Origin of the sequence: Pseudomonas californiensis (assembly GCF_021147775.1) — a bacterium.
In the GTDB taxonomy this organism is placed as follows: Bacteria; Pseudomonadota; Gammaproteobacteria; order Pseudomonadales; family Pseudomonadaceae; genus Aquipseudomonas; species Aquipseudomonas californiensis.
The window spans coordinates 1-12367 of record NZ_JAGTPK010000003.1 but is presented as its reverse complement, the minus strand read 5'-3'; the positions used below and the strand labels follow the sequence as shown (position 1 = coordinate 12367).

General features: G+C 56.9%; 9 protein-coding genes. 2 read left to right on the top strand and 7 right to left on the bottom strand.

All coding sequences use genetic code 11. The features are described 5' to 3' along the window. Positions 1-33 precede the first annotated feature (33 nt). From KDX37_RS03715 to KDX37_RS03695, 5 genes are read right to left on the bottom strand one after another with little or no spacing between them, the layout of a single operon-like run. Positions 34-2250: a polysaccharide biosynthesis tyrosine autokinase gene (locus KDX37_RS03715; RefSeq protein WP_231651331.1), complete on the bottom strand. Its 2217-nt coding sequence runs from the start codon at positions 2248-2250 to the stop codon at positions 34-36. After that, entirely contained in the window at positions 2247-2702 is a 456-nt protein-coding gene (locus tag KDX37_RS03710) for a low molecular weight protein-tyrosine-phosphatase (protein WP_231651330.1), read from the bottom strand. Before KDX37_RS03710 ends, KDX37_RS03715 begins: the two co-directional genes overlap by 4 nt. After that, positions 2692-3627 (bottom strand): glycosyltransferase family 2 protein, encoded by a 936-nt coding sequence (locus KDX37_RS03705; RefSeq protein WP_231651329.1) that lies wholly within the window; start codon positions 3625-3627, stop codon positions 2692-2694. The genes KDX37_RS03710 and KDX37_RS03705 overlap by 11 nt, the downstream gene beginning before the upstream one ends. 3 nt (positions 3628-3630) lie before the next feature. Then, the gene (locus tag KDX37_RS03700; protein ID WP_231651328.1) at positions 3631-5151 is read right to left on the bottom strand and encodes a lipopolysaccharide biosynthesis protein; all 1521 of its coding nucleotides are present in this window, start codon (positions 5149-5151) and stop codon (positions 3631-3633) included. After that, positions 5151-6272 (bottom strand): DegT/DnrJ/EryC1/StrS family aminotransferase, encoded by a 1122-nt coding sequence (locus KDX37_RS03695; protein ID WP_231651327.1) that lies wholly within the window; start codon positions 6270-6272, stop codon positions 5151-5153. Before KDX37_RS03695 ends, KDX37_RS03700 begins: the two co-directional genes overlap by 1 nt. Before the next feature lie 1066 nt (positions 6273-7338). On the opposite strand from KDX37_RS03695, the gene KDX37_RS03690 reads away from it, so the two are divergent. After that, on the top strand, positions 7339-8517 hold the full coding sequence (locus KDX37_RS03690) for a cysteine desulfurase family protein (protein ID WP_231651326.1): 1179 nt from the start codon (positions 7339-7341) through the stop codon (positions 8515-8517). Positions 8518-8574: 57 nt separating this feature from the next. After that, positions 8575-10383 carry an aminopeptidase P family protein gene (locus tag KDX37_RS03685; RefSeq protein WP_231651325.1) on the top strand — a complete coding sequence of 603 codons (1809 nt, stop codon included), beginning with the start codon at positions 8575-8577 and terminating at the stop codon, positions 10381-10383. Positions 10384-10407: 24 nt separating this feature from the next. On the opposite strand, the gene KDX37_RS03680 is transcribed toward KDX37_RS03685, so the two are convergent. Both KDX37_RS03680 and rhtA read right to left on the bottom strand, forming a co-directional pair. Then, complete coding sequence (locus KDX37_RS03680) at positions 10408-10722, bottom strand: hypothetical protein (RefSeq protein ID WP_231651324.1); 315 nt, start codon at positions 10720-10722, stop codon at positions 10408-10410. A 162-nt stretch (positions 10723-10884) separates the two neighbouring features. Beyond that, entirely contained in the window at positions 10885-11772 is an 888-nt protein-coding gene (gene rhtA / locus KDX37_RS03675) for a threonine/homoserine exporter RhtA (protein WP_231651323.1), read from the bottom strand. Positions 11773-12367 lie beyond the last annotated feature (595 nt).

Genomic DNA, 12367 nt, shown 5'->3' with positions numbered 1-12367 from the left:
AGGTCTGAACGGGGCTGAACGGTTCGGGGCGGTTTACTTGCTGACCGGGTGGTAGTTGTATCCGTACGCAGCACAGTCGTAGTCAGAGGTGGTTGCCTTGCGCTCGACTGCATTGAAAATGGCGCCCTTGACCAGGATGCCGTTCTGGCCGAGCCGACGTTTGCACGCTTCTATTTCCTTGATGGTGGTCAGGCCGAAGCGCGCAACCAGCAGGCAGGTACCGGCCTGGCGTCCTACCAGCGTGGCGTCGGTGACCGCGAGAATCGGAGGTGTGTCGACCAGAATCAGGTCGTAGAGCGGCGAGAGCTCGGTCAGCATCCTGTTGAAGTTGTCATGCATCAGCAGCTCCGAAGGGTTGGGCGCTGTGAAACCGCAGGAGATGAAATCCAGGTGCCGTATTTGTGTGTGGTTGATGACCTCGGTGCATTTGAGACGCGCAGCCAGCGTGTCGGAAAGGCCATGTTTGGGCTGCAGGCCGAAGATACGGTGCAGGTAGCCCTTGCGCATGTCAGCGTCGATCAGCAGCACCCGTTTGCCGGTCTGGGCAATGATTGCGGCCAGGTTGCTGGACACGAATGACTTGCCGACGCCCGGCGATGGGCTGGAAATCATCAACACGTTATTGCGTGCTTCGAGCATTGCAAAGTGCAGGCTGGTGCGCAGGCTGCGCAACGATTCGATTGCCAGCTCGTTGGGTGCCGCGACGCTGAGCAGCTTTGAGTCCTTGGGCGCGTTGTTGCTTTTGACGTTCTTTTCCAGCCGCTCCTGCTGACGCGAGTAAGGCAGTGAGGCGTAGACCGGCATGCCGCTGTTTTCGATAGCCTCGGCGCTTTCTACGCCGCGATAAAAGGCCTGACGTATGAAGACGATAGTGACCGCCACGAGCATCCCGAGCAGCGTAGCGAACAGCACCACCAGCGTTTTCATGGGTTTGACTGGTTTTTCCACGTTGGTGTCGGCGTTGTCGATCACCCTGACGTTACCGATGCTGCCCGCGCGCAGAATGTCCTGCTCCTGGCTTTTGTTGAGCATTAATGTGTAGGTCTGGCTGGTGACCTGCATGTCGCGAGTCAGGCGCAGCAGTTCCTGCTGAGTCAGCGGCAGGGCTTCGATTTTTTTCAGCAGACCCTGTTTCTGTTGCTCCAGCTGGCTCATCTGGCTGACCAGACTGCGATAGGTCGGGTGCTCCTGGGTGTACAGCCGCTCCAGTTCGACACGCTTGAGCTTGAGTTCCGAAAGCATCGAGTCAAGCTTGACGACCTGATCGAGCACGCCTTTGGTTTCGATGCTCAGGTCCACCGATTTGGCGCTGGTCTGAAACTTGTTTAACGCAACCTCCGACTCTTCCAGCTGCTTGCGTACCATCGGCAGTTGCGAACGCAGAAATTGCAGGCGCTGCGCCGCTTCAGCTGAACTGCGTTCGACGTTCTGGCGCACATACAGCTGGCTGACTTCATCCAGAATGCCATTGGCCCGGGCGGCATCCTGGTCTTCGATGGACAGATAGATGATGCCCGAGTCCTTGCCCGCTTCAGTGATCTTGAGACGGTTCTGATAGAGCAACGCAGCGCTCAGGGTCCGCAGTCTGGACACTGTGAATTCAGTGCCGGGACGTGCGTGCAGTGTCGCGACCTGAATCTTCACGCCGTTGCCTTCGACCGTACGGTTGATGGCGCCACTGAGCAGCAGATTGTGGTCGGGGTCATACAGCGAAAAAACGCCAGGTCTGTCCGCGACCAACGTCAGTTTTTCACCCAGTAGCGCTTCGGGCACTTCCAACTGAAAGACATCTATTTTTTCCCCGCCCCAGGCGTATTGCGTCAGGCCAGCCACAGGCTCGGCGAGTGCGCCCTTGTAGTCAGGCTTGAACGTGCGGTGCAGGTAAGGGCCAATAACAGGAAAGAAGTCCGGGGTCTGCACCAGATTGAGTTTCAGGTCATCGACCACCTTGCCCAGCAAGGCGCGGGATTTGATCAGCTCAATCTCGGTAGTGGCCTGTGACACCGATGACGGCTTGTTATTGACCTCGGGCGTTCCTTCAATGCCGACCTTCTTGGGCTCGATCTGGATCATGGCGCTTGCTCGAAAGACTGGGGTTGCGAGCACGGCGTAGGCAAGACCCACCATGAAAAACAGGCTGACGATCCAGATGATCAGCTTTTTGTGATCGAACAACATGCGCAAGATAGTTGCCAGATCGATCCGGGTGTCCTGGTAGTAATCCAGGGAAGGACGGTTCATGACGGTCATTTATCTTGTTCTCCTGACTGAAGATGAGGAAGCCAGTCGTCAACGCATCGCGAAAGATGCTGGTAGGTCTGTTCGAAAGCTGACTTGGGCCGCTGGTAGGGGTCGGCGACTTCGGGCGGTTGCTGCCACTTGCCGATCAAAAATGTCTTGCCGCGAACTTCCGGCGCCAACGCGAGGATCTTGAGCATGTGGGCATGCTCCATGAGCAGGATCAGATCAGCCTCACGCAGCAGTAGCCGGGTGACCTGCCGAGCTTCGTGACGACTGACAGGCACGCGATGCGATTGCAGGACCGCCTTGGCCAGCGTGTCCATGGTCGAACCGGTCAGTGCCGCGATGCCCGCCGACCGAACTCGAACCTCGGCTGCCGCGAGGCGCTGCTCCAGCATTGCCACGGCCATCGGGCTGCGGCAGATATTGCCCACGCACACCACCAGCACGTTACTGAACATGGGCTTTGCCGTGAGGATGCAAGAGCCGTTTGCTCAAGTTGACCGTGAAGTTGCGCACCACTTTCAAGAGTGTCTGCAGCTTGTGGCGAGGCGCCAGTGCCGACAACGACAGGCAGACCGTCTGCATCAGAAAGTATTCGTACAACTGCTGGTTGCCCATTCGGTTGTAGTAATTGGCCAGGCTCGAACAGGTCTGCAGACTCATGTGCAGCTTGCGCTTGTGACTGCGCATCGAAAACACGCCGCCCGGATGAATTCGATAGGCCGCTGGTTTGATTTCGGCCATGAACTTGCCTTTGCCATGCGCCCCCAGCAGCGACCACCAGCACATATCGTTGAGCGGGGCGATGCGGATGTGCAATTCGGGCGGCATGCTGCAGAAGAGGTTTCGAAAACAGGTGGTCAGGGTCGAGATCGGCCGCGCCTGTTGCAGTTGCAGTCCTGTGGCGTCAGTGCGCAGCTCGCCTTGCAGCTGCACGCCGTACTCACCGTTCTGGTCGAACGCCACGGCATCGTGATAGGTGATGACGTAGTCCGGATGGCTCTCGAGAAAGTCGACTTGCAGTTGCAGCTTGCGTGGGTCGGTCCAGTAGTCGTCGGCCTCGCAGTAGGCGATGTAGCGACCACGTGCCCTGGCGAACAGGTCCGGGACGCAGGGGATCCCCTGGCTGTACTGATTGACCTGCTGGTAGAAGGGTCGAATGATCGTCGGATGCCGTTCGGTGTATTGCGCGATGATGCGTGCAGTGTCGTCCGTCGAAGCGTCGTCGTGAATCAGAATCTCGTAGCTGAACGAGGTCTGCTGCGACAGAAACCCGTTCAGTGTCTGGGCGATGAAAGCCGCCTGGTTGTAGGCCGGGCAGACAATGCTCAGCAGCGGCGGCCCCAGGTCGGTCTTGCCGGGTGTTTTTGCAGTGACGTCCATGGCTCATGTACTCGGTTTGCTGAACAGGATGTAAATCTTCAACACCAGTGGCCTGTAGCTCGCAGCGACCAGTGCGAGCGTGATAAAGCCGCTTGCGGCCAGCGCCAGCAACAGGCTGATGCGGCTCTGGTCGGCGATCAGCCGAAACACCGGCTCGCTGATGGCAAGGCCTGCCGCAGTCATGACGCTGATACGCAGAATGTCGCGCAGCCATTGCCCATGAATGCGAGGCGCCAGCCGCTGATGAACAATCATTGGCCAGACCGCGAATGACACTGCTCGCAGGGAAAACCAGGCCAGCGCCGCGCCATGGACGCCTTGATGATGAATCGCCAGAAACATCACCGGGACGGTGACCAGCGCCGAAATGACGCTGTACCAGAGGTGCAGGCGCATCTGACCGTAGGCGTACTGCAGGTAGAACTGAAACGCGCTGGCAGCGAGGATCGCGCTGCCCAATGCATACCAGCTCAGGATCGAACCGCTCCAGCGGGCGGCATCTGCGTCACCTGTCCAGGCCAGAACAAGCGGCTCGGCATGCAGGGCGATGACCGCTGCCAGCGGGAAGAGAAAGGTGCAGACAAACCGGTTGGCCGCCAGGAACAACGAGTGCATTTCATCGTGACGACCCTCCGACAGCAGTACGGTCAGACGCGGCAACAAGGTTTGTACCAAGGGGTTGGTCAGCATCATGATGCCGGTCGTGATCAGGGCGACCAGCGAGAAATAGCCGTACTGATCCAGCGGCAGCATTTTCGACAGCAGTACCTTGTCGATTTGCGTCAACACGATCCACAGCACTGCGCTCAGAGACAGGCTGGCGGCGAACGGCAACATCGGTCTGACCTGTTGCCAGTCAAAGCCAGTCCGCCAGGTCGCGACCGGCATTTGTTGCCAGGCCCTGCTGGCAAACATTAACGCTTCTATCAGGCCGACGAGCACCTGAAAGGCAAAGAAGTCCTGGGGGGCCTGGGACACCTGGCTGACCAGCAACAGACCACCGAAGTAGCGCAGAGTGGCTATGAATGCGTTGGCTGCATTCAGCCAGCCATGCTGCTCAAGCCCCTGAATGCCACTTTTGTAGAGGGTCGAAAAAAGGCGCAAGGCAATGACGACGCCCATCAGCGCAATACAGTGGGTAACCGTTTGCGGTTGCAGGTTGTTGGCGTTAAGCCATTGGCTGGCGATCCATGGACTCGCCGCCAGAATCGCCAGACAACTGATCACCGTCATCGGCAGGAAGATCAGCTCGAATGAGCGCAGCAATCTTCCAAGGGCGTATTGGCTGGCCGATGTCCCTTGCTGATGGGCAACCGCGCGTACCAGACAAGGGGACAGTCCCGCATCGAGCAACTGCAGCCAGGCCTGTAGCACCGTGAAGAAACCGATCAGCCCATAAGCCTCTGCCCCAAGGTGGCCCAGATAGAAAGGCAGGATCACTATCCCGATGACAAGCACATAGGCCTGACCGACATAATTCAGGACAGTGCTGCGAATGACCGAAGGTCTGACTGAGCTTGCCATCAGATGGCCTGAGCGATTGCGGGGCTCTGGCAGCTTGCGTATTCCGGCGCGCAGGACTCGAGAAGCGTCTGGATGACGCGCTCCTGATCACTGTGTTGCAAGCCAGGATAGATGGGCAGGCACAGCACCCGCTCACTCAGTGCCCTTGAAACCGGCTGACCTGGCTGGGGTTGCAGGTATTCAAGGGTGTCCAGGGATGGGTAGAAATACCGGCGCGGGTTGATCTTGCTGATATTGAGCGCTGTGCGTACGCGCAGTAACTCCTGTTCGTCGCGTAAGCCGATCGGGTAGTAGCTGTGGTTCAGGTCGCTGTCAGCCTGGGGTTTTTGCAGGTCCATGTAGCTTTCCAGCCGCACCGTGTAACGGTGCGCAATTTCGGCGCGTTCATCGAGAATGCTGCCGATGTTGTCCAGAATGCACAGCCCCATGGCGGCAGAGAATTCGTTGAGCTTGGCGTTGATACCAATACCGTCAATCTTGTCGAGGTCGGCGATACCGAAGTTGCATAGCAGGTAAGCGCGCCTTGCCAGTGCGTCATCGTTGGTGATGATCGCGCCGCCTTCGATGGTGTGGAACAGTTTGGTGGCGTGAAAACTGAGGGTGCTGATATCGCCCCAGTTAAGCACTGATTCACCGGCATGGCGCACAGCAAAGGCATGCGCGCCGTCATAGACCACCCTGAGCTTGTGCGCATGGGCTATTTGCTGGATAGCTTGCACGTCACAGGGATTGCCGAAAACGTGGGTGCCGACGATGGCCGTTGTGTCCTCGGCGATGCTGCTTTCAATCTGTGCGGGAGAAATGTTCCAGGTATCGGGATCGATGTCGGCAAAGATGGGTTTGATACCTTCCCATTGCAGTGAACTGCTGGTGGCGACGAAGCTGAAAGGAGTGGTCACGGCGCTGCCGCTCAGGCCCAGCGCACGATAGGCGACCTGCAAGGCCAGGGTGCCATTGTTTGTCAGGATGATGTGTCGAACGCCCAGGTAATCCTTGAGACGGTCCTCCAGTTCGCCCGCGAGTGGACCATGATTGGTCAGCCAGCCGCGCGCATAGATGCCCTCTACGTACCGTTTGAACGTGTCGATATCGCCCAGGTAGGTCTTGGTCACGTTAATCATCGAAGCCTCCATGTTTCTGTGGATCAATGTGTGGCTTAAGGGGAAGTTCATAGCCGGAACCACGAGTTGCGCGCGGCTGGCCCTGGAGGCGGCATTTGTTTTGCGCTGATCCGTGCAGCGCGGCGGGTCAGGTGGGGCCTGTCATCAGGCACGCTACCGCCCGAATCATGCGATCCATGCTGTGCATCATTTCCAGGGGAATGCCCACGCCGATGAATACCCGTCTGCGTTCCAGGCGAAGAATTGCTTCAGGCAATGCTACCGCCACACCGAACGCGTTCAGTTATTCGTGGGTTTATGTGAGTCAACAGACGTCCGCCGGCACCAACAGGGTGCCTTGGAAACAACTAACTTCGTGGGCAAATACGACAACAGTCACGGCTGACAACATCCGGCGCACTGCGCGGTGGCAGTGGCGTACAAACCCGGTTGCGTCTGACTGCCCTATATATTGGTAGCGTCAGCGATTCTGTCAAATTATTTCGTCAGCTTTCTGTTAAATTTTTGATAAATGGCCTCAGTTAACGGGTAACCATCTGATTTAAAAGGGCGTCAAAAAGTCAGCGAAATGACAGGGCGCTAAATTGACGTGCTTTGAGTGTTTTTACAAAACGTCTTGTGTCAGTAAATTGAACAGCAAGTGATTCAAAATTCCTCGGAGTGGACATCAGGGGGGCTAAGGCGCCGGAGCTCGCACTCGTTTCAAACGATGCGATCAGCGAATGGTCAACCCTTTCTGGAGCGTTTTTTGCTCATGCTTTCTACAACGTTGAATCATGCGCCCTTGAAGACGGCCGATAATGTCTGAGGGGCGGTCGAGCCACTTGGTAGGCTTAAAGGGCGACGCCTGTGAGGGCTGGATTGACAATCGGAATGCTTTTATATTCTATAAAGATATATTTAAATGCTAATTGATAATTTTTAGTTCTATGGGTATTCATGCATTATGGCGCTCATGGTCTGTAACGTACCCGTTTTGTGCTGGGTCAGCGTCATGTGCCGATGACGCACGTGTCGAGTCAGCAGGCAGCCTGTCAGGCAGGTTGTGTTATCAAGAGGAATGTTCATGAAAGAGTCAGTGCTGTATTTCGATTACGCGGCTACCACACCTGTGGACGACCGCGTGATCAAGGTGATGGTCGAGTGTCTGGGCACTTCCGGAAACTTCGGTAATCCCGCTTCCAGCTCGCATTCTTTCGGGCAGAACGCCCGCCATGCAGTCGAGAGTGCTCGCCAGCAAGTGGCCGGGCTTGTCGGTGCCCAGGCAGAACAGATCATCTGGACATCCGGAGCGACTGAATCCAACAACCTGGCGCTCAAGGGTGTCGCCCAGGAGCGTATTCAGCGCCTTGCACAGACCGGTGGCCACATCATAACCAGTCAGATCGAGCACAAGGCCATTCTGGATACTGCTCAGCAGTTGCAGGCTGGCGGCTTCGAAGTCACCTGTCTCGCGCCAGACGCCGACGGCCTGATCAGTGCTGACGCGGTCAGCGCTGCTCTGCGCGAGGACACCTTTCTGGTGTCGCTGATGCTGGTGAACAACGAACTGGGCACAGTCAACGATATTGCCGAGATTGGCCGGCGAGTGCGTGGCCACGGCGCGCTTTTTCATGTGGATGCCGCACAGGGTGCCGGAAAGGTAAGAATTGACCTGAGCAAGCTTGCGGTAGACCTGATGTCGTTTTCCGCACACAAGATCTACGGCCCCAAGGGTATCGGTGCCCTGTATGTCGGAACGCGTGCTCAACAACGTGTTCTTGCGCAGATTCACGGCGGCGGGCATGAATGCGGTATGCGTTCCGGCACACTGGCCACCCACCAGATCGCAGGCATGGGTGCAGCGTTCCAGCTGGCGGGCGAGGCGTTTGATAGGGAAATTGCCGAACTTGAGCGGCTGAACGGTCTTTTGCGTAAGCAACTGACAAGCATTCCGGGTATCTGTATCAATGGCAGTCCATCCCGACGGGTTGCCCATACGCTGAGTCTGACTTTCGGAAAATATGATCTGAATGTGTCTGCGCTTGGACAGCGTCTTGCCTTCTCGTCTACCTCGGCCTGTAACTCGGCGAAGAACACGCCATCCCATGTCTTGCTTGCGCTTGGCCACAGCCCGCAGGCAGCCAGCCAGACGATCCGTCTCAGCATCGGGCGTTTCACCCGCGAGCAGGATATCGACAAGGCCGTTGAGTCGATACGCGCCTGCGTAGCTCAACCGGCGTTCTGGGCGGTTGCTCAGGCGTGATGAGTGCTCCATTATCTGACCGATAGCAGTCGTCATTTTCGGTCAGCAGGAGAACCCATGAGTAAGCAAGCCAAAGCCAGTACAGCGGTGGCAGAACGACTGGCGCGAACGCGCGCCTTGATGAGCGCAGAGCTGATCGATGCCTACCTGGTGCCGTCTGCGGACCCTCATCTTTCTGAATATCTGCCTGGCTACTGGCAAGGGCGCCAGTGGCTTTCCGGGTTTCATGGCTCGGTCGGTACGCTGATCATCACCCAGGAGTTCGCGGGTGTCTGGGCTGACAGTCGCTACTGGGAGCAGGCCACCAAGGAACTGGCCGGCAGCGGCATCGAATTGGTGAAGTTGTTGCCAGGTCAGCAGGGACCGCTTGAGTGGCTTGCCGATCAGGCTCGGACTGATACGGTAGTGGCGGTTGATGGCGCAGTGTTGGCCGTCGCTTCCTCAAGGTCGCTGGCGAGCAAGCTTTATGCGCGCGGCGCACGTCTGCGTACGGACATCGATCTACTGACCGAGCTGTGGCAGGATCGTCCTTCGTTGCCGGTGAATCCTGTCTACGAACACTTGGCACCTTATGCATCACTGTCGCGGCAGGACAAGCTGAGTCGTGTCCGTGAGACCATGAAAGAGCGGGATGCAGACTGGCATTTTATCCCGACACTGGACGACATCGCCTGGCTGTTCAACCTGCGCGGATCTGATGTTTCCTATAACCCGGTATTCATTTCCTTCGCCTTGATCGGTCCTCAGAGCGTGACGCTGTTTGTCGACTCGACCAAGGTGAGCGACGACTTGCGCGATCGTCTTGGGCGTGATGGCGTCAATCTGATGGAATACACGCAGATCGGCGCTGCCTTGCGCGAGTTGCCCAAGGACGCGCGACTGTTGATTGATCCGGCACGTGTCACCTGCGGGCTGCTTGATTACCTGGACAGCGAAGTCACCCTGGTCGAGGGACTTAACCCGAGCACGTTGCTCAAATCGCAGAAGACAGATACCGATGCTCGGCACATTCGCCAAGCCATGGAGCAGGATGGCGCTGCCCTGTGCGAATTTTTCGCCTGGCTGGACAGCGCAATCGGCCAGCAACCGATCAGCGAATTGACCATCGACGAAGTGCTTACCCAGGCTCGGGAGCGGCGTCCGGGTTACGTCTCGCCGAGCTTCGCCACGATTGCCGGTTTCAATGCCAATGGAGCCATGCCACATTACCGGGCCACTGAAGGCGAGCATTCGCAAATCGAGGGTGACGGCCTGTTGCTGATCGATTCGGGCGGACAATATCCTGGCGGTACCACCGACATCACCCGCATGGTCGCTATAGGTACGCCGACGGCTGAGCAAAAGCAGGATTGCGCGCGGGTACTAAAGGGTGTGATCGCGCTGTCACGTACGCATTTTCCCAAAGGCATTCTGTCGCCTCTGCTGGACGCCATAGCGCGCGCTCCGCTCTGGACCGAGGGCGTCAATTACGGTCATGGAACCGGGCATGGCGTAGGCTACTTCCTCAATGTGCACGAAGGTCCGCAGGTCATAGCGTATCAGGCTCCCGCGACACCGCAGACTGCCATGTTGCCGGGGATGATTACATCGATTGAGCCGGGAACGTACCGGCCGGGTAGATGGGGCGTGCGCATCGAAAACCTCGTGATCAATCAGGAGGCTGGGAAAACCGAGTTCGGCGAATTCCTGAAGTTCGAGACACTGACGTTGTGCCCCATCGACACGCGGTGCATTGATCTTTCGATGTTGAACAGAGAGGAGCGTGACTGGTTGAATGGCTACCATGCACACGTCAATGAGCGCTTGAGTCCGCTTGTGACGGGCGCTGCGCTGCAGTGGCTGCGTGATCGAACCACCGAAGTCTGAGATCAAGATCTCAGTTGCCGCGCTTCAGGACTGCGGCAACTGATCGGTCAACGGCGTGCTTTTCTTGCAGACGATGATCATGCTTCGACTGGTGTAACCGGCCGGATTCAGACCGAATGGATAGTCCTCCGGATCTTCGGCCGCGTCGCCGGACTTGGCGATAATCTTGAATGTCCTGGAGGTGCAGGCGTTGGTCGCCAATTCGTAGCACTTGGCCCAGGATGAGGACAGCCCTGAGCAATTGATGTGGATGCCGCGCTTGCCTTGCTTGACCGGTTTGGACGTCGCTGCGCAACCTGCCATCGCCAGCATGGCTAATACGATAAAAATGTATTTCATTCCTTTCCTTGAGCAAGCCATTACTTGAACGCGCTACCTGCGTGCGTCGATGTGACCTGTGCAGGTGTAATCGGGAATCTCGAATTCGGGATCAGCCATGGTTAAACATGGCTCAAGCGCGTGACAAATGCTAGTGCCTTATTATTTCTCCTGTGCTGGTCGTCAGTCTGCAGGGACCAGTTGTGGCTTGGATTGCGCTGAGTTAAGGGTCGCACCAATGGACGCAACAATGATTGCGCCAATGGCCAGCCATTGGGTCAGCGTCAGGTTTTCATGCAAAAAGACAAGGCCTGACAGTGCAGCGACAACCGGCTCAAGGCTGGCCAGCGTACCGAATGTCCTTGCTGACATGCGAGTCAGGGCAACCATCTCCAGGCTGTAGGGCAGGGCGGTCGAAAGTACGGCGACTCCGAGCGCGGCAGGCAGTAGCGAAATGTCCAGCAGCGCTGCCCCCGCGTGCACTACGCCAATAGGAGCAATGAAAATAGCGGCGATCATCACACCCAGAGCTGCAGTCTGAATGCCGTTGTCCGCACCGGCCCGCTGTCCGAACAGAATGTAGGCTGCCCAGCAGACGCCAGCGCCCAGTGCATAAGCGACGCCTGTCAGGTCGATTCTGGTGTTCGACTCGCCTATCGGAAGAAGTAGCAGGATACCAATGACCGCCAGTGTGACCCACACGAAGTCGATGGGTTTACGTGACGAAATCAGGGCGACTGCCAGTGGCCCTGTGAACTCGAGCGCCACAGCTACACCCAGCGGGACGGTGCGCAACGACATATAGAAGAGGAAATTCATGCCGCCGAGCGCGATGCCATAAATCACCACCGTGCGCAGCGAGCGCGCGGTCAGGCGTGCGCGCCAAGGACGCAGCACTACCAGCATGATGAGACTGGCGAAGATGAGCCGTAGGGCTGTTGTTCCCTGAGCGCCCACAACCGGGAACAAGGTCTTTGCCAGGGACGCGCCACTCTGGATCGAGATCATCGCAATGATCAGCAGTCCCAGCGGGAACAGGAGAGCGCTGAGTTTGTTTGGGTGTGCAGACATTTAGGGGGATGTATCCTGAAGACGGTCGTTGGGGCGTGTGCTATATGATGCTGAATAATTCAAGGTTGCGCAATATATTGCCCATGTGGTTGTCGCCCCTCATAAAACTGGCTTCCTCTATATATAGAGCAGCATTTTGGGCCTGATGGGTTCGATTTGAATGTTTTTGAAATTAACGGTTGACGTGGTTTCTCAGGCGTCTATAATTCGCCCCACTTCCGGCGCAGACGGAAACGAAAAAGCGTTGTAGATCAACAGGTTGCAAGGTTTTCTCGAAGAGAGTCAGCGAGGAAGGAGGTCGATTGAAAGTTGATCGACAGCGGTGAGAAAAAAGAGTTTGACATGCGGTTGTAACGCTGTAGAATTCGCCTCGCGCTGACGAGCAACGCGAAGTTGATCGAAGCGCAAGTGGTTGAAGTTGCAAAGGAAACTTTGAAAACTTCTTGAAATAACCGCTTGACAGATACAGAGGACGCTGTAGAATGCGCGCCTCGGTTGAGACGAAAGATCTTAACCAACCGCTCTTTAACAACTGAATCAAGCAATTCGTGTGGGTGCTTGTGGTGTCAGACTGAAGTCAACAGATTATCAGCAA